23 protein-coding genes and 2 pseudogenes are annotated in these 26522 nt (G+C 50.7%); 5 read left to right on the top strand and 20 right to left on the bottom strand.

The genetic code is table 11. The features are described from left to right. Positions 1–289 precede the first annotated feature (289 nt). From AC6IB1_RS04865 to ffh, 7 genes are all read right to left on the bottom strand, one after another. Positions 290–733: an HdeD family acid-resistance protein gene (locus AC6IB1_RS04865; protein WP_497568041.1), complete on the bottom strand. Its 444-nt coding sequence runs from the start codon at positions 731–733 to the stop codon at positions 290–292. A 192-nt stretch (positions 734–925) separates the two neighbouring features. Then, the gene (gene yjjG / locus AC6IB1_RS04860; RefSeq protein ID WP_497568040.1) at positions 926–1600 is read right to left on the bottom strand and encodes a pyrimidine 5'-nucleotidase; all 675 of its coding nucleotides are present in this window, start codon (positions 1598–1600) and stop codon (positions 926–928) included. 116 nt (positions 1601–1716) lie between these two features. Next, positions 1717–2070 carry a 50S ribosomal protein L19 gene (rplS, locus tag AC6IB1_RS04855; protein ID WP_497568039.1) on the bottom strand — a complete coding sequence of 118 codons (354 nt, stop codon included), beginning with the start codon at positions 2068–2070 and terminating at the stop codon, positions 1717–1719. 26 nt (positions 2071–2096) lie between these two features. Continuing rightward, positions 2097–2852: a tRNA (guanosine(37)-N1)-methyltransferase TrmD gene (gene trmD, locus AC6IB1_RS04850; protein WP_497568038.1), complete on the bottom strand. Its 756-nt coding sequence runs from the start codon at positions 2850–2852 to the stop codon at positions 2097–2099. Positions 2853–2889: 37 nt separating this feature from the next. Then, the gene (rimM, locus tag AC6IB1_RS04845) at positions 2890–3417 is read right to left on the bottom strand and encodes a ribosome maturation factor RimM (RefSeq protein WP_497568037.1); all 528 of its coding nucleotides are present in this window, start codon (positions 3415–3417) and stop codon (positions 2890–2892) included. A gap of 32 nt (positions 3418–3449) precedes the next feature. Beyond that, a complete protein-coding gene (gene rpsP / locus AC6IB1_RS04840) occupies positions 3450–3698 on the bottom strand; it encodes a 30S ribosomal protein S16 (RefSeq protein ID WP_002540065.1) in 249 nt (82 codons plus the stop codon). A gap of 222 nt (positions 3699–3920) precedes the next feature. Beyond that, entirely contained in the window at positions 3921–5282 is a 1362-nt protein-coding gene (gene ffh / locus AC6IB1_RS04835) for a signal recognition particle protein (protein WP_497568036.1), read from the bottom strand. A 270-nt stretch (positions 5283–5552) separates the two neighbouring features. Here ffh and AC6IB1_RS04830 point away from each other — a divergent pair, with 270 nt between their 5' ends. From AC6IB1_RS04830 to AC6IB1_RS04815, 4 genes and pseudogenes are all read left to right on the top strand, one after another. Beyond that, positions 5553–6350 (top strand): cytochrome C assembly family protein, encoded by a 798-nt coding sequence (locus AC6IB1_RS04830; protein ID WP_497568035.1) that lies wholly within the window; start codon positions 5553–5555, stop codon positions 6348–6350. A 123-nt stretch (positions 6351–6473) separates the two neighbouring features. Continuing rightward, the gene (locus AC6IB1_RS04825; RefSeq protein ID WP_497568034.1) at positions 6474–7748 is read left to right on the top strand and encodes an HlyC/CorC family transporter; all 1275 of its coding nucleotides are present in this window, start codon (positions 6474–6476) and stop codon (positions 7746–7748) included. A 184-nt stretch (positions 7749–7932) separates the two neighbouring features. Next, a pseudogene (locus AC6IB1_RS04820) lies at positions 7933–8700 on the top strand (PAS domain-containing protein); the annotation flags it as partial. 30 nt (positions 8701–8730) lie between these two features. Further along, on the top strand, positions 8731–9234 hold the full coding sequence (locus AC6IB1_RS04815; protein WP_497569089.1) for a methyl-accepting chemotaxis protein: 504 nt from the start codon (positions 8731–8733) through the stop codon (positions 9232–9234). A 60-nt stretch (positions 9235–9294) separates the two neighbouring features. Here the strand turns inward: AC6IB1_RS04815 and AC6IB1_RS04810 are convergent, their stop codons facing one another. The 5 genes from AC6IB1_RS04810 to AC6IB1_RS04790 form a co-directional block, all read right to left on the bottom strand. Next, positions 9295–10395, bottom strand: a complete 1101-nt coding sequence (locus tag AC6IB1_RS04810) for an ABC transporter ATP-binding protein (protein WP_497568033.1) — start codon at positions 10393–10395, stop codon at positions 9295–9297. 5 nt (positions 10396–10400) lie between these two features. Next, positions 10401–11282: a carbohydrate ABC transporter permease gene (locus AC6IB1_RS04805; RefSeq protein WP_497568032.1), complete on the bottom strand. Its 882-nt coding sequence runs from the start codon at positions 11280–11282 to the stop codon at positions 10401–10403. Further along, positions 11269–12174, bottom strand: a complete 906-nt coding sequence (locus tag AC6IB1_RS04800) for a carbohydrate ABC transporter permease (protein WP_497568031.1) — start codon at positions 12172–12174, stop codon at positions 11269–11271. The genes AC6IB1_RS04805 and AC6IB1_RS04800 overlap by 14 nt, the downstream gene beginning before the upstream one ends. Before the next feature lie 75 nt (positions 12175–12249). Beyond that, complete coding sequence (locus tag AC6IB1_RS04795; RefSeq protein ID WP_497568030.1) at positions 12250–13497, bottom strand: ABC transporter substrate-binding protein; 1248 nt, start codon at positions 13495–13497, stop codon at positions 12250–12252. 132 nt (positions 13498–13629) lie between these two features. Next, positions 13630–14673 (bottom strand): LacI family DNA-binding transcriptional regulator, encoded by a 1044-nt coding sequence (locus tag AC6IB1_RS04790; RefSeq protein ID WP_497568029.1) that lies wholly within the window; start codon positions 14671–14673, stop codon positions 13630–13632. 292 nt (positions 14674–14965) lie between these two features. Between AC6IB1_RS04790 and AC6IB1_RS04785 the strand changes: the two genes are divergently transcribed. Beyond that, positions 14966–16201: a YbiU family protein gene (locus tag AC6IB1_RS04785; RefSeq protein WP_497568028.1), complete on the top strand. Its 1236-nt coding sequence runs from the start codon at positions 14966–14968 to the stop codon at positions 16199–16201. Positions 16202–16278: 77 nt separating this feature from the next. Here the strand turns inward: AC6IB1_RS04785 and AC6IB1_RS04780 are convergent, their stop codons facing one another. From AC6IB1_RS04780 to oadA, 8 genes and pseudogenes are all read right to left on the bottom strand, one after another. Then, complete coding sequence (locus tag AC6IB1_RS04780; protein ID WP_497568027.1) at positions 16279–16887, bottom strand: transglycosylase SLT domain-containing protein; 609 nt, start codon at positions 16885–16887, stop codon at positions 16279–16281. A gap of 85 nt (positions 16888–16972) precedes the next feature. Then, the gene (gshA, locus tag AC6IB1_RS04775) at positions 16973–18526 is read right to left on the bottom strand and encodes a glutamate--cysteine ligase (protein ID WP_497569088.1); all 1554 of its coding nucleotides are present in this window, start codon (positions 18524–18526) and stop codon (positions 16973–16975) included. A gap of 133 nt (positions 18527–18659) precedes the next feature. Then, positions 18660–21494 (bottom strand): M16 family metallopeptidase, encoded by a 2835-nt coding sequence (locus tag AC6IB1_RS04770; protein WP_497568026.1) that lies wholly within the window; start codon positions 21492–21494, stop codon positions 18660–18662. 19 nt (positions 21495–21513) lie between these two features. Further along, on the bottom strand, positions 21514–21945 hold the full coding sequence (locus tag AC6IB1_RS04765) for a YqaA family protein (protein WP_497568025.1): 432 nt from the start codon (positions 21943–21945) through the stop codon (positions 21514–21516). Continuing rightward, entirely contained in the window at positions 21932–22519 is a 588-nt protein-coding gene (locus AC6IB1_RS04760; RefSeq protein ID WP_497568024.1) for a beta-phosphoglucomutase family hydrolase, read from the bottom strand. The genes AC6IB1_RS04765 and AC6IB1_RS04760 overlap by 14 nt, the downstream gene beginning before the upstream one ends. Beyond that, positions 22516–23467: pseudogene (locus AC6IB1_RS04755) on the bottom strand (NADP-dependent oxidoreductase). Before AC6IB1_RS04755 ends, AC6IB1_RS04760 begins: the two are co-directional and overlap by 4 nt. A gap of 104 nt (positions 23468–23571) precedes the next feature. Beyond that, positions 23572–24702 carry a sodium ion-translocating decarboxylase subunit beta gene (locus tag AC6IB1_RS04750; RefSeq protein ID WP_497568023.1) on the bottom strand — a complete coding sequence of 377 codons (1131 nt, stop codon included), beginning with the start codon at positions 24700–24702 and terminating at the stop codon, positions 23572–23574. A 10-nt stretch (positions 24703–24712) separates the two neighbouring features. Further along, positions 24713–26494, bottom strand: a complete 1782-nt coding sequence (oadA, locus tag AC6IB1_RS04745; RefSeq protein ID WP_497568022.1) for a sodium-extruding oxaloacetate decarboxylase subunit alpha — start codon at positions 26492–26494, stop codon at positions 24713–24715. Positions 26495–26522 lie beyond the last annotated feature (28 nt).

Here is a 26522-nt window from a genome sequence, read left to right as displayed (position 1 = left end):
TTGCAAGAATATGTAAAGAAAAATCAACATTGTAAATTATTTCTTACATTCAAAGACAAATAGTCAACATAACCCTAGATGTAAGAATTTGTTACACCGTTCCACGGAAAAAAATATGTAAAGTAAAGTATACGAAATCAGATTTTCCGGTCTTCTATGATTCCTATCTATTTTACGATCCAAGCTTCGCGGGTCTAAAACCTCCCGGTTCACCAACGACCAGCTAATCGCTGTTTTATACCATTCATTTATACCAACAGTTCAGTACCTGTTGGTACGCAGTCCACCGTCAAAGAGACGAAGTATGCTTTAGCCCTCTCAGTTTCAAAGATAACGCCGCAAACACAGCGCCAAACACAAAGGCATAGGTAGCAATCACCCAGATTATTGCCACCGCGCCAGCAGCCGGGTTAGCCATCAAAAATCCCCCAAATACAATGGAGAAGATGCCACCCAGAATAAGTAGCCACTCCCCAGCAATCTCTTTGCGAAGACGGATTGCAGCAATCATTTCCAGCACGCCTTTGGCAATTGCCCAGATAGCGATATAAAACAGCAATGCGATCGCTGTGATCCCGGGCATGGTGAATGTCATGATACCGGCAACAATACTCACCACACCCCAGAGCAAAAGGAGTATCCAGTTTTCACGATCTTTTCGCTCAATGATAGCGGTCCAGCTCTGAAGTAAGCCATCAGCCAGTTGTTTATGCAATGTTTCAGACGGTTCCATAGCCACTCTCCTCTATCGTTTTGTTCAATGAGATGCTGTGTAGTGAAGTCATTGATATGCAAAGAGTGAAGCGTGACTTGGCGGGAAACGGTGTCCTAAGTTTGAAACCGGGGATGAAATGCTGGATTTATGGAAGCAAACGCATACTAAGAAATTGAGAAATGGCGGGAAAGTTACCCGCCATCATGACGGTTAGCCAAGAAGCCGGGCGCGTATTTCTGCCCATGAAGTTGCAATAAACGTTGGCTCAATATCTTCAGGCAAGGATTTGCCATCAACATTTAGCCAGCAGGTATCAATACCCGCATTGATACCGCCGCGGATATCAGAGTCAGCATTGTCACCCACCATCAGGATACGCGCTTTGTCAGGGTATCCCATCAACTGGAAAGCATGCTCGAAAATTGCCACATCCGGCTTTGTCACCCCGACTTCCTCTGAAATCACCACCCACTCGAAATATTCACGCAGGCCGGTTTTTTCAAGGCGGATTTGTTGGAGCTGTACAAAGCCGTTGGTGATGATGCCAAGCTTCGCTTTTTGCGCCAACAAAGGCAGTATTTCTCGAACACCATCCAGCGGCTGGCACACATCCGCCATCGCCTTCAGGAAACGGCGGTTAAGTTCAGCCGGTGCGATGTCCAACCGGTTTGCCCACACCATAAACCTTTCTTCCTGAAGTTGTTTCGCGGTAATTTCACCATTCTGGTATTTCACCCAAAGTGGCTTGTTCACAGCTTCATACTCCGCAAAATCCTGCTCGGTAAAATCCACGTCCATTTCGTTGAACATGGTTTTGAGGCCCGCGAGGGCATCAAAGGAAAACAAGGTTTCATCAGCGTCAAATAAAATCCAATCGTACTGCACGTTATCTCTCCTGTGTAACGCTGGCATTATTGCATGCACCCTCTTGTTTAAAAAAGAAAAAGCCCACCTTTACAGGCGGGCTTTCTGTCCCTTTCGGGAGGTAAACGCCGGAGCGATTATTTCTTAGCCAGACGCTCTTTGATACGAGCTGCCTTACCAGAACGCTCACGCAGGTAGTACAGTTTGGCACGACGTACTGCACCGCGGCGTTTAACAGTAATGCTGTCAACAACTGGTGAGTGAGTTTGGAATACACGCTCAACGCCTTCACCGTTAGAGATTTTACGAACGGTGAAGGCAGAATGTAGACCACGGTTACGTTTTGCGATTACAACACCTTCATAGGCCTGCAGACGCGTACGTTCACCTTCTTTTACTTTAACCTGAACAACAACAGTGTCACCCACTTTGAATTCAGGAACGTCTTTCTTTAGTTGCTCTTCTTCGAGCGCTTTGATGATGTTACTCATTTTCTATACCCTAGAATAAACTGATACTAAATATCTTTAGGTACTTGACTGTGTTCATTGATGAACTCAGCAAGCAGTAATTCCTGTTCGTCAGTCAGAGCTAGGTTTTCCAGGAGCTCTGGTCTTCTGAGCCAGGTACGGCCCAGCGATTGTTTCAATCGCCAGCGGCGAATGTCCTTATGGTTTCCGGACTTCAGTACCGAAGGTACCTCTAATCCGTCCAACACCTCAGGACGCGTGTAGTGGGGACAATCCAACAAACCATTGGCGAAAGAATCTTCTTCCGCTGACGCAAAGTCTCCGAGGACACCCGGCACAAACCGGGCAACCGCGTCAACCAAGGTCATGGCTGGCAGTTCACCACCACTGAGCACAAAATCCCCGATAGACCATTCTTCATCGACTTCGGTTTGTATAATGCGCTCATCTACCCCTTCATAGCGTCCACAGATAAGAATCAGCTTCTCGTTCTGCGCCAGCTCCTCGACCCCAGCTTGGTCAAGCTTTCGGCCTTGAGGTGAAAGGTAAATCACTTTCGCCTTGCCATCAGCGGCTTTCTTGGCAGTGTGAATGGCATCACGCAAAGGCTGTACCATCATCAACATGCCCGGGCCTCCACCATATGGGCGGTCATCAACCGTCCGGTGTTTGTCGTGGGTAAAATCGCGGGGATTCCACGTTTCTACCTCGAGCAGGCCTTTTTTTACCGCCTGGCCAGTTACCCCAAATTCAGTAACAGCACGGAACATTTCAGGAAAAAGGCTGATAATACCAACCCACATTTTTCCGCTCCTATTGCTTTACATGTTACTGGGGGAATTAAAATCCAGGATCCCAGTCAACTTCGATCCGTTGAGCAGAGCGATCAATCGACTTGATGACTTGCCCATCGAGGAACGGTATTAAACGTTCCTTCTGGCCAAAAGCATCTTTGGGGTTCGCTTGAACCACTAACACATCGTTAGAGCCGGTTTCCAGAATGTCTGTGACTTTACCTAGGTTATACCCTTTAGTGGTCACCACTTCCATTCCGAAGAGCTCACGCCAGTAGAATTCTTCATCTGACAGCTCAGGCAATACTTCTGCGTTGATCGCGATTTCGGCATTGGTCAGCGCCTGGGCGTCTTCACGCTGATCCAGACCTTTCAATTTACCGACATACCCCTGATTGTGACGTTTCCAGTCTTCAAGACTGAATTCCTGCCACTCGCCACGCACTTTGATAAACCAAGGTGAGTAGCTAAAGATGTTTTCAGCGTTTTCAGTGTAAGAAAAAACTTTGAGCCAGCCACGGATGCCATAAGAAGCACCTAGCTTGCCTACTACAACCTTTTCTTGCTCACTCATGTCTTTTTTCTTTCAACCCTGACACTGATCAATTAAGCAGCTTTAGCCGCGTCTTTGATCAGCTTAGCTACGCGGTCAGAAACAGCCGCACCTTCGCCAACCCAGTGGTTAACGCGGTCCAGGTCCAGGCGCAGTTTCTCTTCTTGACCCTGTGCAACTGGGTTGAAAAAGCCTACTTTCTCGATGAAGCGACCGTCGCGCGCTTGGCGGCTGTCTGCAACAACGATTTGATAGAATGGACGCTTTTTAGCGCCGTGACGTGCCAAACGAATGGTTACCATATCGTCCTCTTTGCATTACTAAATTAAATTGGCCCCGCGCTAATACGGGGCCTCGTGCCAAAATAAAGCTCCGGAATTTTACGCTTTCTGTGATCGAATGCAACTGCTTTAGCTAAAAAAGCACCAGCCATGATTATACTTCAGTCACTTAGCGATTCCGTCGCTTTATTGATTAATGGCAGGCCTTTCCAGACCCGCCAATTTTTAGGTTCTCTAAGAGGGTTAGCGTGGGAACATCCCACCGCCCATCATACTTTTCATATTGCGCATCATGTTCTTCATGCCACCCTTTTGCATCTTCTTCATCATTTTCTGCATCTGGGTAAACTGTTTAAGCAGGCGGTTAACATCCTGAACCTGGGTACCTGACCCGGCAGCAATACGCTTTTTACGTGAACCTTTGATGAGATCTGGACGCGCACGTTCTTTCGGGGTCATGGAGTTTATGATGGCTTCCATCTGAACGAAGATTTTATCGTCTACCTGGTTTTTCACATCATCAGACAGGTTTGACATCCCCGGCAACTTGTCCAGCATGCCCATCATACCGCCCATGTTCTTCATCTGCTGAAGCTGGTCACGGAAGTCCTGAAGATCGAACCCTTTCTTTTCTTTGAACTTCTTCGCCAACTGCTCAGCTTTGTCTTTATCAACATTACGCTCGAGCTCTTCAATCAGCGACAGCACATCACCCATGCCGAGGATGCGGCTGGCAACGCGGTCTGGGTGGAAAGGTTCCAGTGCGTCAGTTTTCTCACCCACACCTAGGAACTTGATAGGTTTGCCGGTGATATGTCGGACAGATAACGCCGCACCACCACGTGCGTCACCATCCACTTTGGTCAGAACCACACCCGTCAATGGAAGTGCATCATTAAATGCTTTCGCCGTATTCGCCGCATCCTGACCTGTCATGGCATCCACAACAAACAGGGTTTCAACCGGATTGATGGCTGCATGGATGTCTTTGATCTCATCCATCATCTCTTCATCAACGTGCAGGCGGCCTGCGGTATCGACGATAACGACGTCATAGAATTTCAGTTTGCCATGATTAAGTGCCGCTTTCGCGATCTCTACCGGCTTCTGATCCGGTGTTGATGGGAAGAAATCGATGCCAACATCACCTGCCAGGGTTTCCAGTTGTTTGATTGCCGCAGGACGGTAAACGTCAGCAGAGACCACCAACACTTTCTTCTTATGACGCTCTTTGAGCATCTTACCCAGCTTACCAACACTGGTGGTTTTACCGGCACCCTGCAAACCCGCCATCAGCACTACCGCCGGTGGCTGTGTGGCCAAATTCAGCTCTGCGTTGGACGCTCCCATCACCGCTTCCAGTTCAAACTGGACAATCTTGATGAATTCCTGTCCTGGCGTCAGGCTCTTTGAAACTTCTAGGCCCACGGCACTTTCTTTTACCTTCTTCACAAAGTCACGCACTACCGGCAACGCGACATCTGCTTCCAGTAGCGCCATGCGCACTTCGCGCAGGGTCTCTTTTATATTGTCTTCAGTGAGGCGACCACGACCGCTGATGTTCTTCAGCGTGCGGGATAGACGATCTGTTAAGTTTTCAAACATGTCTTACTCGCTTATCTACGCGACAGTACCACGTGACCAAACCCTGTCAGGTGGCAATAAACAAAAATTGGCGCGATTATATCTCATTATTGCTCTTGCTTACATGCTGGCATCACCGATAGTTTTAAAAGGATAGCGGGGGTTTTTGGTGGTATTTGCAATGGATAAGACAGGTTTACATCCTAAAGATCGGCGCGCGTTGATAGCGGCTCTCAATTGCACAGGGTATACTGAAGGCTTTCTTTTTGACGCGATGTTGTTGAAAGGCACATGGATATTTTCTTAGCACTTACTGCTGCCCTGCTGTACTTTGCAGCACTTATGCAAATTATTCCCGGCTTGTCCGGCCCAAACCAGATCCCGGCGCGTAACGTCTTTTTGAGTGCTGCCGGCGCGTTGGCGCTTCATGTCTATCTATTATCTGATCTGATCTTTGCCGGGAGTGGGCAAAACCTCAGCATTCTAAATGTTGCCTCGCTGATCAGCTTTATTGTTGCGATCATCACGACCGGTTTAATGTTCAAAATGCGTATCTGGGTGCTTCTGCCTGTGGTCTATAGTTTTTCGGCCATTAATCTAACAGCAGCCACCGTGCTTCCCGGCGCCTTTATTACCCACCTGGAAGCGCAGCCAGAAGTACTGGTTCACATCTCGCTGGCGCTATTCTCTTATTCCACGCTGATGATTGCCACCCTGTACGCCATTCAGCTGGCCTGGCTTGACCATCAGCTCAAACACAAAAAGAAACGGGTGATGAACCCAAACCTGCCACCATTAATGGCCGTAGAACGGCAACTGTTCAATATCATCCTTATCGGAGAAATCCTGCTGACCCTCACCCTGTTGACTGGCCTTGTCTTTGTTCAGGATATGATTGCTCAAGGCAAAGCACACAAGGCATCGCTCTCGACCATGGCTTGGGTAGTGTATGGCGTGCTACTTTGGGGCCATTATCAATCAGGCTGGCGGGGACGCCGCATCATTTGGATCAGCATTGTGGGCGCATTCTTGCTCACCCTTGCTTATTTTGGCAGCCGGTTTGTCCGCGAGATCATCATCGCCGCGTGACAATCATGTTGTATTTTTAGCATTGGGTTTGACAGCTGAAGTAATTCTGGCCCTTAATGAGGGGCTGTTAACCTTTTGAGATCAACAGCCCCAGGGCTAATCAAACAAGAAGGAACTTGCAATTTGGACGACATATCGACGGGAACGTTAGCGACCGTTTTGGTATTGCTCATCTTTATTTCTGCGTACTTTTCCGGCTCCGAAACCGGCATGATGGCATTAAACCGATACCGGCTTCGGCACTTATCCAACCAAGGGCACAAAGGCGCCAAGCGTGTAGAAAAATTGCTGGAACGTCCTGACAGGCTGATTGGCCTGATCCTCATCGGTAATAACCTGGTCAACATCCTGGCTTCTGCGATAGCAACTATTCTTGGTATGCGCCTGTTTGGCGATCTTGGCGTGGCCATCGCGACCGGCGGCCTGACACTGGTTATTCTGGTCTTTGCAGAAGTCACCCCTAAGACGCTCGCCGCGCTCTATCCCGAAAAAGTCTCTTACACCAGCAGCTTTTTACTCAATGTCCTAATGAAAGTGCTTTATCCATTGGTGTGGATAATAAATGGCATTACCAATGGTTTTCTCAAGCTTATGGGCCTTGCGACCAGTCATGACGGCAAAGATCATTTAAGTTCAGAAGAGCTGCGTACTGTGGTCAACGAAGCCGGTGGGCTGATCCCGCGTCGCCACCAAAGTATGCTGCTGTCGATTCTGGAGCTTGAAGAGATCACCGTAGATGACATCATGGTGCCACGTAACGAAATCACCGGGATCAACGTGAATGACGACTGGAAAGCCATCATGCGACAGCTTACCCACGCCCCACATGGCCGAATGGTGCTCTATCGCGATACCATCGATGAAGTGGTCGGTATGTTGAGGGTTCGTGAGGCTTATCGCATGATGGTGGAAAACGAGTTCAACAAGGAGAATCTGCTTCGAGCCGCTGACGAGGTCTACTACATTCCTGAGGGAACCCCGCTCAATGTGCAGATGCTGAAGTTTCAGCGTAACAAGTCCCGCATTGGTCTGATTGTTGATGAGTATGGCGAAATCATCGGCCTGGTCACCTTGGAGGACATTCTCGAAGAGATCGTGGGTGAGTTCACTACCTCCCTCTCTCCAAGCCTTGCTGAAGAGATAACTGCATTACCCGATGGCAGCTACATGATTGAAGGCAGTGCCAACATCCGCGATTTGAACAAGAGCCTCAACTGGAACCTGCCCACTGATGGCCCAAGAACCCTGAATGGGCTGATACTGGAACATTTAGAAGACATTCCCACCAATTGTTTGAGTATTGAGGTGGAAGGCCACCAGATGGAGATCATTGAAGTCGCGGAGAATATGATTAAGCAGGTGAAAATTCTCCCTGTGCCGAAAGAACTGCACTCCTAAACGCCCCAACACTTCCTACTAAGCCAGCCGTACGGCTGGCTTTTTTATTGACCGCCCAATTTCTCACTCTTAAGCCTAAAGATGCGTGTAGTTAGCACATCTATCAAAAGTGGACTATTTTTAGATGTAAATCACACGATGTGAAATGTCGGTGTTCAGCGACATTTTGACCTGAGGAAAGAAGATGTTTAACGGGAAACTCAAGAAAGCATTCGAAGCGTTGCAAGAAGAAAGTAGCCGCAATAAGGCCGTGTTAGAAGCCATTAACAACAGTGTTGCAACCATTTACTTCACCCCTGAAGGGGTCGTTAAGCATGCAAACCAACATTTGTTGGGCGCTGTAGGCTTTACACTTGAAGAACTGGTTGGGAAACATCACCGAGAGCTTTGTGACCCTGAGTACGCGCAAAGCGCAGAGTACACAAAATTCTGGGAGCGACTACGTGCTGGTGAAGTCATCAGCGGCCAGGTCCCCCGGCGCAACGCCAAAGGTGAGCGGCTTTGGCTAGAAGCCACGTACTTTCCCATCAAAGAGAACGGCGCAGTCACAGAAGTGATGAAGATCGCGTCTGATATAACGAAAGCGAAAACTCGGTTGGATGACCAATCTGCCGTGTTTACAGCACTAGATAAGTCGATGGCCGTGATTGAATTTGAACCCGATGGAACCATTATTCAGGCGAACGCTAACTTCCTCGGGGCTGTAGGCTACGCATTGGATCAAGTTGTCGGAAAACACCATCGCATGTTTTGTCCCGACCATTTTTATCAAGAAAACCCCGGCTTTTGGGGTGAACTTGCTGCGGGCGACTTTAAAGCAGGCCAGTTTGAACGCATAGACTCGATGGGCAACGTGCTTTGGTTACGGGCGACGTATAACCCGGTTTTTGACAGCAAAGGGAAAGTAATACGCGTAGTGAAATTTGCCACCAACATCACCGAAAAAGTCACGCAAGAGCAAGCGATACGCTCAGCGGCCGAAGTGGCATATTCAACATCCGTAGAAACGTCGCAAATCGCCAAACAAGGTGCTGATGTACTGGCTGACACAGTGTCGACCTCACAATCTATTTCAGAGCAAGTCGCTGAAACCGCGTCTTCCATTGCGCAGCTCAATGAACAGTCCCAAAATATCGAGGCGATTCTCTCAACCATCAGTGACATCGCAGACCAAACCAACCTTTTGGCGCTTAATGCCGCGATAGAGGCGGCACGTGCTGGCGATCAAGGTCGTGGTTTTGCTGTTGTAGCCGACGAAGTCCGCCAATTGGCAGCAAGAACCAGCCAATCAACGGCAGAAATCTCCGAGGTCGTGAAGAAAAACAGAGAGTTGACGACAGAAGCCACGCGCAAAATGGCGAGCGTGTCAGACTCCGCAGCGAAAGGTCAGCAACAGATAGCAGAAGCCTCATCCGTGATGGAGGAAATTCGTTCCGGAGCAGAAAATGTGGCACAAACAGTCTCCGGATTAAACGTCGGTAACTGATCATTTCTTCACTCACAAAAAACGCTCCACAGGGAGCGTTTTTAGGTTGAGCAGAACAACCTAACGGATTCGGCTACCACTCTCAGCATCAAACAGCACCAGTTTTTCAGGGTTAAAGCCCAGATGTGCCATGTCGCCAGCATTCAGTGCGACATTCGCCGGCATACGCGCCACCACTTCTTTCCCGCCCAGAGATGTAATCACGTAGGTATCCGCGCCGGTAGGCTCGGTGACATCAACCTTACAGTGCAATGTGCCCTCACCGCCGTCCTGTTCAGTGATATCTTCAGGGCGCACACCGAGACTGACGGTTTTCCCGACATAAGAAGACAGTGTCTTAAAACCGGTATTAATGACAACCGACTGGTGCTCACCATCAAACCCTTCCAGCTCGAGCACGGTTCTGCCATCCCCCGCTTCCAGTACCCTGGCGTCAACCAGGTTCATTGACGGGCTTCCCATAAAAGTAGCCACAAACGTATTGGCAGGATCGTCATACACCTCGGCGGGCGATCCCAGCTGTTGCAATTCGCCATCTTTCATCACTGCTATCTTGGTTGCCAGCGTCATCGCCTCAATCTGATCGTGGGTGACATAGACAATGGTGGCATTCAGGCGCTGGTGAAGACGCTTGATTTCGGTGCGCATATCGACACGCAGTTTGGCATCGAGGTTCGACAACGGCTCATCGAACAGGAAGATCTTCGGATCACGCACCAACGCCCGCCCCATGGCAACCCGCTGGCGCTGGCCACCAGACAGTTGTCCCGGTTTGCGGCTTAACAGGTGTCCGATTTGCAGCATTGAGGACACCTCACCGATTTTGCGCTCCCGTTCAGGTTTGGGCACATTGCGCATTTCCAGACCAAACGAGATATTCTGCGCCACCGTCATATTGGGATACAACGCATAGGACTGGAACACCATAGCAATGTCGCGGTCAGCCGGGTGCAGGTCATTGATCACCACATCACCGATAGAAACCTCTCCATCGCTGATGCTGTCGAGCCCGGCAATCATATTCAGCAAGGTCGATTTACCGCAGCCTGACGGCCCCACCAACACCAGAAAATCGCCATCATCAATCGCGATATCAATCCCCTTTAAAACTTCAATATGGCTAAAGCGTTTTTTTACGTTATTAAGCGTCAAAGAAGCCATTCACATTATCCTTTTACTGAACCCGCCATCAGACCGCGTACGAAATAGCGTCCGGCCAAGACATAAACCAAAAGGGTAGGCAGCGCTGCAATCATGGCCCCTGCCATGTGCACGTTGTATTCCTTTACACCCGTGGAAGAATTCACCAGGTTGTTCAGGGCCACCGTAATCGGTGCGGTATCGCCTGATGCAAACGATGCCCCGAAAAGAAAGTCATTCCAGATATTGGTGAACTGCCAGATGATGGTCACCACAATGATTGGCCCCGAACTTGGCAACAGAATGCGGAAAAACATGCGAAAGAATCCTGCCCCATCAATCATCGCCGCCCGGATAAGCTCACTGGGAAACGCTTCGTAATAGTTACGGAAAAACAAGGTGGTAAAACCCAGACCGTAAACCACATGAACCAGCACCAGTCCCGGCGTGGTGTTAGCAATCCCAAGTGTCCCAAGCACCTGACTCATGGGCACCAGCACCACCTGAAACGGAATGAAACAGCCAAACAGCATCAGGCCGAATACCCATTTGTGCCCCGGAAAGCGCCATTTCGTCAGTACATACCCGTTGAGCGCCCCCAATAGGGTGGAAAGCAACACACCGGGCACTGTAATAGCAATCGAGTTGGTAAAATAACCGCTGATTCCCTCACAGGTAAGGCCGATACAGGCCGTACCCCATGCCGCTTTCCACGGTTCGATGGTCCATACCTGAGGCAGTGCCAGCATGTTGCCCTGACGGATTTCATCCAGCTCTTTAAACGAGGTCACCAGCATCACAAACAACGGCAGCAGGTACATACAGGCGAACACCAGCAAGGTGGTATAAATCAACACCCGCCAGAATTTTGCCCCCTGAAACGGGGCGTTGTTATCAATGCTGTCCATGCTTCGGCTCCTTCAACTCGCTGTAAAGGTAAGGCACGATGATGGCGGCAATGGTCATCAGCATGACGATGGCACTCGCCGACCCCACCGCCATCTGGTTACGGGAGAAGGTGTAGGAGTACATAAACGTGGCGGGAAGCTCAGTGGCATTGCCCGGCCCGCCGCCCGTCAGGGCGATAACCAGGTCATAACTTTTGATCGCCATATGGGCGAGTACAATAAAGGCACTCAAAAACACAGGCCGTAACTGTGGAATGATGATCCGGCGATACATCTGGAATGACGACGCACCATCAAGCTGCGCCGCTTTCAGCACTTCACTGTCGATGCCACGAAGCCCGGCAAGGAACATCGCCATCACAAAGCCTGATGTTTGCCACACGCCGGCTATCACGACTGTGTATATCGCCATCTCAGGATTAATCAGCCAGTCAAAACTGAAGCTTTCCCACCCCAGTTCATGCATGGTTTTCTCAAGCCCAAGTCCGGGGTTTAAGAACCACTTCCAGGCAGTCCCTGTGACAATAAAGCTCAGCGCCATGGGGTAGAGGAAGACAGGGCGAAGCCCGCCCTCAAAGCGGATTTTCTGGTCGAGCAAGATAGCCAGAAACAGACCAAGCACACAACAAATCACAATATACAGGATGCCGAATACCGCAAGGTTTTCGAGTGCCACCTGCCAGTTCAGACTGTTCCAGAGTTTTTCATAGGGACGGATCCCATCCAGATTGTAATTGGGGAGCATCCGAGAACGGCTAAGCGAAATATAGGCTGTCCAGGCAATAAAGCCATACACAAAAAACAGGATCAGCGCGAACGAGGGTGCAATAACAATTTTTGGCAACAGTTGCTGCCAGAAGCGGCGCGAACTGTACTTTCCTTGTGAAGCCATAGTTGGTCCTTCAAACGACGAGAAACGACTATATGTGGAATAAAAAAGGAAGGGCTTTACCCCTTCCCTATTGGATTACTGCGCATCCTGAACGGCAGCAACCAGTGCTTTTGTCGCTTGCCTGGCGTCCATACCGCCATTGAAGTGGTTGGTCACCACGTCATAGACCGCATTTTTCACCGCTGCTGGAGCCGCGTGTCCATGGGCCATACTGCCGACGAGAGTGTCGTTTTTATCGGCTTCTGCCAGATCGGCCATGCCTTTCTGCCCGCAAGCATCAAACGCTTCGTTGGAGACATCGGTACGTGCCGGCACCGACCCTTTCACCACGTTGAACGCCGACTGGAACGCCGGAGACATGATGGCTTTTGCCATGGCTTTTTGCGCATCAGAGTCGCCCACATCAAACATCACGAATTGATCAGAGTTGAACGTGACCATGCCCTGGGTGCCCGGCATACGGAAGCAAAGGAAATCCTCATTCGGTTTTTTACCGGCTTTGAGAAACTCACCTTTCGCCCAGTCGCCCATGATCTGCATACCGGCCTTATCTTCAATCACCATGGCAGATGCCAGGTTCCAATCCCGACCCGGGAAGTTTTTGTCCACATAACCCCGAAGCTGCGACATGCGATCAAACACTTTCACCATGGTGTCTGAACCCAACGCTTTTGGATTCAGATCGACCATCGCTTTTCTATAAAAATCGATACCGCCAGTGGTCAACACCACACCGTCAAAAATGGTGGCATCCTGCCAGGCCTGGCCACCATGGGCGAGTGGGATATAGCCAGCTGCTTTAAGTTTATCCAGCGTATCAATCAGCTCATCCCAATTGGTTGGCTGTTTGGCACCCACTTCATCCAGCAGTTTTTTGTTCGCCCAAATCCAGTTGGTGGAATGCACATTTACCGGTGCCGACACCCACTTACCATCGTATTTAGCAAAGTTTTGCAGCGCATTCGGCACCACAGTATTCCAGCCTTCGGCATCGGCGACACGGTTAAGGTTAGCCACCACATCTTCTGCCGCCCAGTCCTGGATATCAAACCCCAACATTTGCACCGCAGTGGGGGGATTGCCCGAGGTTACCCGCGCACGCAATACAGTCATTGCATTCCCGCCACCGCCACCAGCAACAGGCATATCCTGCCAACCGATCCCCTGAGCTGCCAAATCGTCTTTGAGAACGTTCAGCGCTGCAGCTTCACCGCCAGACGTCCACCAATGCAGCACTTCGACATCTTCTGCCTGAGCGACAGTCGCTGATAACAGCAAAGTACCTGCGAGCGGCAGGATTTGCATCATGTTGTTCTTTATCATGATAGTTGTCCCATTGTTGTTAATCTGTCATCCCAAGCCATCTGAATGACCTATCCAGCCTGCTTCTATTGCCTGGGAATCTACAGCAGTCTTCCTTTCCAAACCGGGAACCAAGGCCAGACTTCCGGCCCTTTATCCCACTACCGAACAACATGACGAACGAACCACAAGCTCCACACCCACAAGAGCATTTTCCGGTACTTTCTGGTTCTCTCGCCATTGTTGCAAGCATTTACATGCCATCTGCCCAATGTCCCCGGCCCTGACCCTGACAGTGGTTAGGGCTGGTGACATCAACCGGCTATCCTCCAAATCATCAAACCCCACCACCGCGATATCTTTTCCCGGGGTTAACCCCCTGGCCTGCAAGGCGCTGTACACGCCATAAGCGATCACATCGGTAAAACAGATCACACCCGTGATGGACGGATCCCTGTCAAGCACCCGGTGAATCGCCACAGTACCGCCTTGACGCTTGGTTGAGCCGGGTTCAATGTCACTGCTTTTCACTGTTAAACCGGCTTCCTGCATCGCTTTCAAAAAACCCGCCTTACGCCCGTGATAATCTGAAATTGCCGTCACGCCACCAACAAACGCGAGCCGCGTGTGGCCAAGCCTAATAAGATGGCGCGTTGCCAGATACATACCCTGCTCGTTGTCAGGCATCACTGTCGGCAGCCCAGCCCCTTCTACATCCCGCATCAGGCACACCACAGGCTGAGAAGCACTGGCCAGCCCCGCTAGCCATTCCGGCTGGGTGCCCGGTGCCGGAGTCATAAAAAAACCGGTCACATTGTGTTCTTTCAGTGATGTCACCATGGTGCGCTGGCGCTCAACACTCTCATTGATATTGACGACAACAGGCATATAGCCTTGTTGTTCCAGTTCTTGCTCTAACGCAATGATCACCTGCGCCAGATACGGGTTAGCCAGATCATTAGCCACGATAGCCACCAGATTGGACTCACGGCTTCTTAACCCCGCTGCATCACGGTTATAGACATAGCCCAGCTCACGTATAGCACGATTGACTTTGTCGATGGTATCGACCTTGACGCCGCTCCCCCCTCGAAGCACCAAAGACACCGTCGACTTTGATACGCCCGCTGCTTTCGCAACGTCAATCACTGTGGCTTTTTTAGGACTTCCATATCCCGCTCTCTGGTTTACGGCCACGCGATCGTTACTCCTGCTCAGACTATTCCGCCCTGAAAAATTACCGTTCAGTTACAAATATATGCGATAAAAAACATTAATTGATCAAAAAATAAACTGGAACGTTCCAATAAAGGTAGTATATTTGTTCAGACAAGGTTGCAGTTTGGTTAAAAGATAAATTAAAAATCAGCCTTCGATCACACCATCACCACGAGTAATGTGAAGATGGTTTAAGGACGTGACAAACGCAGAATAAACACCCTGATTTCATTGTGGTTTTGTCTGCGATTGAGTAGCAAAAGGAGGACGTATGACACTATCCACAGAAAATCTTCCCCAGCAGATCCGTGAATTCAAACAAGCATTAAAAGCACAAGTGCCAGATTACCAAAACAGATTTCAACAGATTTCAGAAGCCATGGAGGAGGAAATTGCCCGGATCCGGCAGGAGGAAACAAGAGGCTCTGCCATTCCACAATTTGATTTTGCCAAGATCGAAAAGCAGGGATTCTGTGACGAACAAAGGCGGCAAGTTCACCGCGCCGGTTGCTGCATTATCCGCAACACATTGCCAGCCGGGGAAGTCAGTGACCATAACGAGGCTATTTCCCGTTACATCATCGATAATGGTTACTATGAACACACCCCAACAGTAGAAGATAATTACTTCAGCCAATTGAAATCTGACAAGCCCCAGATTTTTGGGATCTATTGGTCACAAGCCCAGATCTGGGCGCGCCAGCATACGAATATGGCCACCGTCCGAAAACACCTCAATCACCTCTGGACATGGCAAGACGGCGAAAAGACCTTCTTTAACCCCGATCTGGAAGTGAGCTATGCCGATCGGGTCCGCCGCCGAGAACCGGGTGATGCCACCCTCGGACTGTCTCCCCACGTAGACTCAGGTTCAATTGAACGCTGGATAGAACCCCATTACAGGGACGTTTACCGTGACGTGTTCCGGGGCGACTGGCAGAAGTATCAGGCTTTCCACGGCGCCAACCGCATCGACGTGGAAGAGTACCCGTCACCAGCGGTATGCAGTGTATTCCGCACGTTTCAGGGCTGGGTGGCACTCACTGCCCAAGGCAAAGGCGATGGCACATTGCAAATGGTCCCTTCAACACTTGCTATGCCCTACATGCTGCTGCGCGCCATTCAGGATGATGTTCCTGACGATGATCTTTGCGGCGCGTCACCCGGCCGGGCATTAACAGTATCGCCGAAATGGCACCCTTTATTGCTCAAAGGGCTGTTGTCTATCCCGAAAATGCACCCCGGCGATACGGTATGGTGGCACCCGGATACCATTCATGCCGTAGAAGACAAGCATAATGGTGATGGATACAGCAATGTGCTGTTTATCGGTGCGGCACCGGATTGCGAAAAAAACCGCCGCTTCCTTGCCAAACAACGCAACGCGTTTCTCGCTGGTGAAAGCTGCCCAGATTTTGCGCCGGAGCACCATGAGAAAAACTATGTGGGACGTGCCACAGTGGATGATTTATCTGATCTTGGCAAACGCCAGATGGGGTTTAGATAGCGATTTCTCTAGAACAGGAAGCGCCATCGAAAGGCGCTTCCTGTCTATGTTTTGTCTGCCTGGGCGGTTTATTGCCCCTAAAACGGCCACCAACTGCGGTTATCTTCCAGCTCTTCCCGGCAACTTCTCAGCTGACCACCATACGTTTTAGCCTGACGTTCAACCTTCCTTGCCACCTGCATGACCTTGGGTTTCGATTTATAAGTACCGCGTTTAAAACCACCCCGCCCTTCGTGGTAAGCCAGATATTGGTTGTAGGCATCCCATTTTGAAATGCCCAGCTGGCGTTGGGTTTCGCTGGTATACCAGCCGATAAACTGCAAGGCATCGCCGAAATCGGTACGGGAACCTCCGTTGCGCGTCGCCTTCTGGTAATCAGACCAGGCAGGATCCTGCGCCTGTGCGTAACCATAGGCACTGCTCACCCGCCCCCATGGGATCACCCAGAGCATATAATCACGCGGTGGCAAGGCGTTATGCACATACGCACTTTCCTGTTTCACAAACGCCATGGCGATATGAATGGGGGTACCCCACTCGTCTTCCATATCGACAGCATCTTCATACCAATCGTCATACTGGCGGAAAATGCTGCAAAGGTTATCTGGATTTTTCGGTGGAGGGGTTGCACAACCGGTCAAAGCCAGCGCACAGAACATAAGCAGCCATTTAGAAGTAACGCGCATGAGTGTCCTTTCTATTTATGCTTTTTGTAGACAAACAAAAACAGGCTGGGGATACCAGCCTGTTTTTTATAAAAGAGGTATCGTATCAAAGCGATACACTATCACCAAAATACGCCATCAGATACTGATCGAAGCTGATAGCATCGCTTTGCTCCACATCTTGTTGACGTTTCAGGCTGGCTTGGCTTTCTTCTTCAAATTGCTGGGCCGAAAAATACAGGTAATCACCGTCGGCAAACAGGGAACGGTTATCATTGGCGATAGACAGGCCCACCTGACCAATGCTTTTCTTCTCAAGGATCGCATTAAGTAATCTCGCTGACAGGGTTTTCTCTGGTTCATCAAACCAGGTGACCAGTTCCTGACAGACAGCCTGATACTTCTCACCACCATATGCTTTGTCCATCACAACGGCCAGCTCTGCCAAATCTGCAAATACTCTGCGACCCCATTCAGCCTGTGTCAGTTGTTCACCTTCACAGCCAATTTGCAGGGTCAGACCCGGCTTGCGTCCTTCCAACACTACCTTGTTCCAGTTTTCGCGCCAGCACTGCAATTCGCAATCAGTCATTGGTTCGGACTCTGACAGCACGCACCAGGTCAGGAATAGATCCAGAAAGTAGACTTGGTTTTCATCGATGCCTACCGGACTGAACGGGTTAACATCCAGCGAACGGACTTCAATGTATTCTACCCCGCCACGTTCCAGTGCTTCAGACGGCTTTTCACTGCTTTTCGCGACGCGTTTGGGGCGGATAGGTGCATACAACTCGTTTTCAATTTGCAATACATTACTGTTGAGCTGACGATAGCCATTTTCGTCTTTGACACCAATTTTGGAAAAATCGTCTGACGGTGTACCAATCGCGGCACGCACGCCCTGAAGATACTGCTCCAGACTGTTAAATCCGATTTTGAGGCTGCTTTGCGCATTGTTGGTGTACCCCAAATCACTTAGGCGTAATGAGGTGGCATATGGCAGGTAGTAGGTGCCATTGCCGACGGTTTCAAAGGCCAGTGTTGAATCGGTTTTGTTAACAAACGATCCGCACAGCGCCGGAGACGCACCAAACAGGTAAGGGATCATCCAGCCAAAGCGGTAGTAGTTCCGGATCAAACCGAAATAAGCCTCAGACACGGATTCCTGCCTGTCATACAACGCCTGCTCACCAAACAACTGCTGCCAGAAGCTTGATGAGAAAGAAAAGTTGAAATGTACCCCGGAGATGATTTGCATCACGCTGCCATAGCGGTGCTTCAGTCCCTGACGGTAGAGGGTTTTCATCTTTCCTATGTTGGAAGATCCATACTGTGCCAACATAATGTCATCTTCATTACCTACGTAGCAGGGCATGGATAACGGCCATAGCGATTCCTCACCCAATGCGCGGTAGGTAAAGCGGTGAATATCTTGCAGTTGGGACAGCATTTCCGATACGGAATAGGTAACTGGCGTAATGAATTCCAGTAACTGTTCGGCAAAATCGGTAGTGATCCACTGGTGCGTCAAGGCAGAGCCTAGCGCTTTCGGGTGGGTGTCGGATGACAAGGCACCTTGTGGTGTAATGCGCAACGCTTCACGCTCAACACCCCGGCCAATGCTTTTTAGCGCTTCCGGATGCTCAGAAAACGCTTCCAACCTTTTTGAGAAACTAGTCAAGGCTGCACTCGTTTATTGTAATAAAGCAGTAAGATGGCTAAGCATAATCACCTTTTCATGCAAATGCCATCTCACTGTTTCCGCTGTTAGCTTCCCTGCCACGATTTAGTGTTTAATTCTCAATCACTAAACGTTTTACGGGCAGTCCCAGTGTCGATAATGCCGGCTCAAGCGATGCTGCATCACCCACAATAATGATCTGATAGTCTTCAGGCCTGAACCATTTGGCAGCCAGTTTATTGAGAGTGTCTTTGCTCACCGTCTCAATGATTTTTTTCTGCTGCGCCTTATAATCTGGCGGCAGTTGGTAACGCAACATATTGTCAATAAGACCGGCTTTATCCCCAGGTGTTTCATAGCTGAGCGCATCTTTTTGCCCAGCCGCGAGACGCAGGAATGCCAGTTCCTCATCTGTCATGCCACTTTCTGCCATCGTGCGCAATTCATTTTGCATTTCCCGCACCGCATCTACCGTGCTGTCAGCACGTACTTGCGTCTGGTAGACAACACGGCCATGATCCTGATTTCCTACAACATAGCCACCCGCTCCGTAAGTGTAGCCCTTGTCTTCCCGTAAGTTGAGATTCAGGCGCGAATTGAAATTGCCCGCCAGGTTAAAGTTAGCTAACTGGGTCTGGAACATTTCCCCTGTAGCGTCATAGGGCATGGCATGACGTACCATTTGCACCACACTTTGTGGTGCCCCGGGTTTATCCACCAACCAGATTTGCGATTGCGAATAGCGCTTGGGTTTTACACGCGCAGGCTCAGTCGCTTTACTGCCCTGCCATAAACGAAGTCCATTGAGTTTTGCCAGTAAGGTTTGTCTATCAATGTCGCCAACCGCAATCAAGCGTGCGTTGTCCGGCGTATAATGCGCAGCATAAAACTGCTTCACATCGTCCAGTGTCAACTGGCTCAGTGTTTCTTTTGTTCCTTCAGAAGGCAGAGCATGCCAAGGGTCAGCATAGAGCACTTCTCGCCTTGCCTGCCCGGCCAGCCATTGTGGTGTTTGGTGACTAAACTGGATGCCTTCCAGTGACTGCTTTTTCAAACGGTCAAAATCGGTTTCACTGAATTTAGGGTTAAACAGTATATCCCCAGCAAGTATCAGGGTTTCCCTGAGATGCTTTTTCAGGGAAGAAACACTGACGATGGTGTTTCTGGAAGACGCGGTAACGCTGATACTGGAGCCGAGGCGATCAAGTTCTGCTGCGATCTCCTCACTGGTACGGTTGGTGGTACCTTCTGCCAACAAGTCCGCAGTGAGTGACGCCAGACCATTCTTCCCTTCCGGCTCCATCAGGCTACCTGCCTGTAGCACCAAATGTACCGTAACCGTTGGGGTTTCCTTGGATTCCGACCCGGTGATTTCAATGCCATTTTCCAGGGTAGCCTGATAGAGTTCGGGCATATTGACAGTAACCGCGCCATTCGGGGACGGTGGCGTACTGCGATCAATGGTCTCCGGCGTATAACGCATCGGTGTTTTTTCACTCCCGCCAGCAACCTGTTTCACTCTGACGGCCGTAAAATTCTGAGGGGCAGCTTCCAATGCGGTATTACCGACGGGGACAACAGACACATTCACTGAAGGCTGGTGCCAGATAAAACGTTTAAATGCTGCTTCTACATCCTGGGTCGTCACCGCATCCAGTTCAGCCAGCCAACGGCCAAGACGGTCAGGTTCGCCATAGAAGGTTTCATTGGAGGCAAGCTGTGAAACCTTACCCTGAACACTCTGTAAGCCAAACACAGCACTGGCTTCTGCGCTACCTTTCACTTGCGCCAGGTCGTCCTCTTTAATGCCGCGCACCTTGAGCGAATCCAGCACTTTCATCACGTCTTCGCGAAGCGCTTTCAGGCTTTGTCCCTGGTTGCCCAATACGTAAAGCTGAAAGCTACAGGCAAGTTCAGCACAATCCTGATAGGCACTGGCACTGAGTGCTTTTCCCGGTTTCACCAAATCCTGATACAGGAGGCTGTTTCTCCCCTGTCCCAGCACAGAGCCCAACATGTCGAGTGCAACCTGTGATTCTGCACCGGGGTACTCGGTCGGCCAGCTCATCATCAGCATCGGTTGGCGGATATTGTCTTCCAGCGTCACAAAACGATCAGCATCAATGGTCACCGGCCATTTATCGGCCGCCTTCACCTCTGGTCCCCTTGGAATATCGCCAAAGTACTTTTTCACCCACGCCAGCGTCTGGTCGATGTCGATATCACCACCAATGGTCAGTGTCGCGTTGTTAGGCCCATACCAGCGAAGAAAGAAGGCTTTCAGATCGTTAACATCAACCCGGTTGAGATCCTCGACATAACCAATAGTTGACCAACTGTAAGGATGAGTAGGGGGGTAAAGGGCAGCTGCCAGCGTTTCATGCACCAATCCATAAGGGCGGTTTTCGACACTCTGTGCCCGTTCGTTTTTCACTGTATCACGCTGGATTTCAAACTTGCGCTGCGAAACGGCTTCGAGCAAAAAGCCCATACGATCCGATTCCAACCACAGCATTTTTTCCAGCTCATTGGCAGGCACCGTCTGGTAATAATTAGTGCGATCCCTGTTAGTAGCGCCATTGACACTGCCGCCGGACTCGGTGACAGTTTTAAAATGCTGCTGATCACCAACGTGCTTAGAGCCCTGGAACATCATGTGTTCAAAGAAATGGGCGAATCCAGACTTACCCGGCTCTTCCCGGGCAGATCCAACATGGTAGGTGACATCAACGTGCACCAGAGGATCAGAATGATCCGGATGGAGAACAACCGTCAGGCCGTTATTAAGCTGGTATTTCTGATAAGGAATGGCAGGAACATCACCGCCTGCTTGTTTTTGTTCTTCAACAAAGGTGATGCCTTCAGGAAGTGACGCATCTGTTGATGTCTGGTAAATGCCACATCCCGATAGCCCAAGCAGGGCTGCAGAAAGGATTAAGTAACGCACACACTGTCCTTTTCGGTAGTTAAAACAAAATGCCCCGGGTGATCAGCGACAGGATCAAATATCTCAGTGCCTTACCGGTCGCAATCAGGATCCAGCACCAACGTTGTTTGAGTCTCAGCCACCCAGCCGCAAGGCAAAGCGGATCGCCAATCACTGGTAGCCAACTGAACAGCAGTGTCCAGTACCCGTAGCGTTGAAGCCAGTTAATGGCTTTTTGACCATATTTTTGTTCAAGGGTTCGCACAGGGATCACACGGCCAATCCAGTAATTGGTCATTCCCCCGAGCGTATTGCCAAGGGTAGCGACAAGCACCAGAATGCCGACACCAAATTCGCTCTGTTTCAGCAGGTAAACCAGATTAGCTTCAGAGCCACCGGGCAATAAGGTTGCACTCAGAAAACCGGTGGATAACAACACCCAAAGTGCAGACTCCCCGTTAATCCAATCCAATGTCTGTCACCCTGACATCAATGACATCCATCCCGGCTGATGCGGCGGCATCAATGCCAAATTGCGCATCTTCAAATACCAGACATTTTTCCGGTGACACATTCAAAAGCGTCGCACAACGAAGAAAGGTATCCGGCGCCGGTTTGTGGGCAACGACCTGATCTGCGCCAACAACATAGTCAAACAAGGGAAGAAGTTGGGACTTTTCCAGCATCCTGACGGCGATATTGGTTAATGTCCCGGTACCTACTGCCATCGGCTTTTTACCGGCATAGCGACGGGCGACCACCGCAAAAGGGAGGACTTCGAGATGGTCTTCCATCAATCCCGCAAAATGCTGTAGCTTTCTGTCGGCCAGCACCTGTGGATCAACATCCAGCTTCAGCGTGTCCACCAGCGCTTTTGCCGTCAGGATCGTCGGGCTGCCGCCACGGGTGTGGTACCAGCTTTCGTCAACTGAAAAGCCAAAGTCTGCCGCTGTTTGTTGCCATGCAGCAAAATGCGCCGGCATCGAATCCAGCAAGGTGCCATCCAAATCGAAAATCAATGCATCATAGTGATCGTAACGACTCATGACTGGGGGATCTCCAACAACATTTTTCCTCGGGTCCTGCCGCTCTGGATAACAATGTGCGCCTGAACACCCTGCTCAAGCGGATAAATCTGACTGATTTCAATATTGAGCATGTTATCAGAAATAGCATTCAGCAACGCATCCAACTGCGCCGTGTTCGGTTCAACCAGCATGCCCTGGGCATCAATGTCCCGTTTTTCCGCCGCCTCGATGATGCGTGGAGCCGTTATTGTCGGCACGGTGACAACCCGCCCGCCCACTTTAACGGCAGCCAATGCCGCTTCACCGACATCGCCCCCCATCAAATCGATCAACACATCAATATCCTGAACCTGCTCTTCCACGGGTGCCTTGGTGTAATCCAGCGCCCTGGCGCCCAAAGATTCCACAAAGGCGAGGTTTTTTTCAGAGCAACTGGCGTAAACTTCAGCGCCCTTTGCCTTGGCGAGCTGGATGGCAATGTGTCCCACTCCGCCTGCCCCGGCAAGGATCAGTATTTTATCGCCTTTTCCGGCATTCACTTGTTCCAGCGCCTGAAGCGCAGTCAATCCCGCCACGGGCAATGTGCAGGCTTGCTCCAGAGTGACCTCTTCCGGAATCAAAGAGAGTGCATCCGCCGGAGCACAAAGGTACTGACCATAGCCGCCCCCTTCCACAATGCGCCCGACAACACGATCGCCCGCTTTGAATATACCACTGTCATGAACCACGACCCCTGCCGCCTCAAACCCCGGAGTCCAGGGCAGGCTGTCTTTAATTTTTTCAGCGCCCCAGCCAAGTCCGGCACGGGTTTTAGCATCAATGGGATTGACCCCGGCAAAGGCCACTTTCAAAGGCCACTTTCACCAGTACCTCGCCTTCGGATGGGGTTGGAATGTCGGATTTTTGCAGTTTGAGCGTGTCAGGTTCACCGAAAGCAGTGATCACAAGTTGAAGGTTCTGGGGCATGGTTTCATCCTTTTCTACGCCAGCGTTAGCGTCCAGTGTTAATAAAAAAGGCGGAAGACTCAATGCCTTCCGCCTTATTATTTGAGTGAATGTGCTATTTGGGTCTAGCCAACCAGTGCAAGCAGAACGCCGGCAGCAACTGCCGAGCCCAGTACACCGGCCACATTGGGCCCCATCGCATGCATCAGCAGGAAGTTGTGGGGGTTTGAATCCAGCCCCACCTTGTTCACGACCCGCGCTGCCATCGGTACTGCTGACACACCTGCCGCACCAATCAGTGGGTTGATGTTATCTTTGCTGTACTTGTTCAAAAGCTTCGCCATTAAAACACCTGCCGCCGTACCGATACTGAATGCCACCGCCCCCAGCACCAGAATGCCGAGGGTTTCAAACTGCAGAAATGCATCTGCCTTCAGCTTCGAGCCCACCGCCAGCCCGAGAAAGATGGTGACGATATTAATCAATTCGTTTTGTGCTGTGTTCGACAGACGGTCAACCACACCACACTCACGCATCAAATTACCCAGACAGAACATGCCTACCAGCGGAGTGGCTGATGGCAGGAACAAAATCGCCATCATCAGTACAGCCAATGGGAAGATAATTTTTTCTGTCTTCGAGACATGGCGCAACTGCTGCATTTCAATCTTGCGCTCTTCCTCGTTGGTCAGCAGCTTCATGATAGGCGGCTGGATAATCGGCACCAATGCCATATAGCTGTAGGCTGCCACCGCAATCGCGCCGAGTAAATCTGGCGACAGGCGACTGGCCAGGAAGATAGCAGTTGGGCCATCTGCGCCCCCGATGATAGCGATAGAGGCCGCATCCGCCAGGGTAAACTCCATCCCCGGTACCAGATTCAGCAAAATCGCCCCAAACAGGGTAGCGAAAATACCAAACTGCGCGGCCGCTCCCAGCCACAGGGTCCGTGGGTTGGCGATAAGCGCGCCAAAGTCGGTCATCGCACCGACCCCCATGAAAATCAGCAGCGGGAAAATGCCTGACTCAATACCGACGTAATAGATGTAATACAGCACCCCGCCCGGCTCGGTAAAGCCGGCGTTTGGAATGTTCGCGAGGATAGCACCAAAGCCGATTGGCAAAAGCAGCAAGGGCTCAAAGCCCTTGCGGATGGCAAGAAATAACAGGATACAACCTACGGTGATCATCACCAGCTGGCCAAAGTCAAAGTTAGCCAGACCTGTTTCACGCCAGAGGATTAACAAACCTTCCATGTTTTCCCTCTTACGCCAGACTCAGCAGCGGTGAGCCGACAGTGACAGAATCACCCTCTTTCACCATCACGTCCTGCACAATCCCGGCACGGGTTGCACGAACTTCTGTTTCCATCTTCATCGCTTCCAGAATAAGCAGCACATCGCCTTCCTGAACCTGATGCCCTTGTTTCGCGACCACTTTGAAGATATTACCGGCCAGAGGTGCAGCAACGGCCTCAGAAGCACTTGCGGTGGGAGCCGGGGCTGCCGCTGGTGCACTCGCCGCAGGTGTAACCGATGTCAGCTCACCTTGCGGGCCAACAATCACATCATAAACCTGACCGTTCACCTGCACGCTGTAAGCTTCTGTGTCGCCAGCCGATGCTGGTGCAGTTGCTGGCACTGGTGCGACTTCAGGTTCAGTACCCGGTGCAGGCTCAAACGCATCCGGGTTTCCACGGTTTTTCAGGAACTTCAGACCAACCTGTGGGAACAGAGAATAGGTCAGCACATCATCAACCTGTGCTTCAGCCAGCAAAATACCTTCAGCTTTGGATTTTGCAATCAGTTCATCAGTCAAGATGTGAAGTTCAGGCTCAAGCAGATCGGCTGGGCGGCAGGTAATCGCTTCACCACCATCCAGCACCCGCGTCTGAAGCGCCTTGTTCACCGCCGCCGGTGCCGCGCCATACTCGCCTTTCAGCACACCGGCAGTCTCTTTGGTAATGCTTTTGTAGCGCTCGCCGGTCAGTACGTTAATCACCGCTTGCGTACCCACGATTTGGGAGGTCGGTGTGACCAATGGGATGTATCCCAGATCTTCGCGAACGCGTGGGATTTCTTCCAACACTTCATCGAGACGATCTGCTGCACCTTGCTCTTTCAGTTGACCTTCCATGTTGGTCAGCATGCCGCCCGGCACCTGAGCAATCAGGATACGTGAATCCACACCTTTCAGCTGGCCCTCAAATTTGGCGTACTTTTTACGGACTTCACGGAAGTAGGCAGCGATGGGTTCAATCTTCTCAAGTTGCAGCCCAGTGTCACGTTCGGTGCCCTGCAGCATGGCGACCACGGTTTCAGTCGGGGTGTGGCCGTACGTTTGGCTCATGGATGAAATCGCTGTATCCAGCACATCCAGCCCCGCTTCCACCGCCTTAACCGCAGTTGCCGTAGAAAGGCCGGTCGTCGCATGGCAATGCAGCGCAAGAGGGATATCACAAGAGGCTTTGATGCGCTTGATCAGCTCTTCAGCCTCATAAGGCTTGAGCAAGCCAGACATGTCTTTAATACACAGAGAGTGGCAACCGAGATCTTCCAGGCGTTTCGCCAAATCGGTCCAGGTATCAATCGTATGGTAAGGGCTGGTAGTATATGAGAGCGTACCCTGTGCGTGAGCACCGACATCCACCGCCGATTTCACCGCTTTTTCAAAGTTTCGCACGTCATTCATCGCATCAAAAATACGGAACACATCCATACCATTGGCGTGCGCACGCTCAACAAACTTCTCCACCACGTCATCCGCGTAATGGCGGTAACCCAACAGGTTTTGACCGCGCAGTAACATTTGCATGGGAGTTTTGGGCATCGCCTTTTTCAGTTCACGCAGGCGAACCCAGGGATCTTCGCCCAGAAAACGGATACAGGCGTCAAACGTTGCCCCGCCCCAGGTTTCCAATGACCAGTAACCGACATCATCTAACTCAGCGGCTATCGGTAACATATCGTCCAGACGCATGCGGGTCGCAAACAGCGATTGATGCGCATCACGCAAGACAACGTCTGTAATAGCAAGTGGCTTAGACATACGACAAAACTCCTTGTAATTGTATGTT

It is taken from the genome of Grimontia sp. THUN1695 (assembly GCF_059704325.2).
This window is presented reverse-complemented; position numbering and strand designations above follow the sequence as displayed.

Coding starts and splice junctions, on each gene's coding strand:
- AC6IB1_RS04865 (WP_497568041.1), bottom strand. CDS start 733: ATGGAACCGTCTGAAACATTGCATAAACAACTGGCTGATGGCTTACTT.
- rplS (WP_497568039.1), bottom strand. CDS start 2,070: ATGAGTAACATCATCAAAGCGCTCGAAGAAGAGCAACTAAAGAAAGAC.
- trmD (WP_497568038.1), bottom strand. CDS start 2,852: ATGTGGGTTGGTATTATCAGCCTTTTTCCTGAAATGTTCCGTGCTGTT.
- rimM (WP_497568037.1), bottom strand. CDS start 3,417: ATGAGTGAGCAAGAAAAGGTTGTAGTAGGCAAGCTAGGTGCTTCTTAT.
- rpsP (WP_002540065.1), bottom strand. CDS start 3,698: ATGGTAACCATTCGTTTGGCACGTCACGGCGCTAAAAAGCGTCCATTC.
- ffh (WP_497568036.1), bottom strand. CDS start 5,282: ATGTTTGAAAACTTAACAGATCGTCTATCCCGCACGCTGAAGAACATC.
- AC6IB1_RS04830 (WP_497568035.1), top strand. CDS start 5,553: ATGGATATTTTCTTAGCACTTACTGCTGCCCTGCTGTACTTTGCAGCA.
- AC6IB1_RS04810 (WP_497568033.1), bottom strand. CDS start 10,395: ATGGCTTCTTTGACGCTTAATAACGTAAAAAAACGCTTTAGCCATATT.
- AC6IB1_RS04805 (WP_497568032.1), bottom strand. CDS start 11,282: ATGGACAGCATTGATAACAACGCCCCGTTTCAGGGGGCAAAATTCTGG.
- AC6IB1_RS04800 (WP_497568031.1), bottom strand. CDS start 12,174: ATGGCTTCACAAGGAAAGTACAGTTCGCGCCGCTTCTGGCAGCAACTG.
- AC6IB1_RS04795 (WP_497568030.1), bottom strand. CDS start 13,497: ATGATAAAGAACAACATGATGCAAATCCTGCCGCTCGCAGGTACTTTG.
- AC6IB1_RS04785 (WP_497568028.1), top strand. CDS start 14,966: ATGACACTATCCACAGAAAATCTTCCCCAGCAGATCCGTGAATTCAAA.
- AC6IB1_RS04780 (WP_497568027.1), bottom strand. CDS start 16,887: ATGCGCGTTACTTCTAAATGGCTGCTTATGTTCTGTGCGCTGGCTTTG.
- AC6IB1_RS04760 (WP_497568024.1), bottom strand. CDS start 22,519: ATGAGTCGTTACGATCACTATGATGCATTGATTTTCGATTTGGATGGC.
- AC6IB1_RS04750 (WP_497568023.1), bottom strand. CDS start 24,702: ATGGAAGGTTTGTTAATCCTCTGGCGTGAAACAGGTCTGGCTAACTTT.
- oadA (WP_497568022.1), bottom strand. CDS start 26,494: ATGTCTAAGCCACTTGCTATTACAGACGTTGTCTTGCGTGATGCGCAT.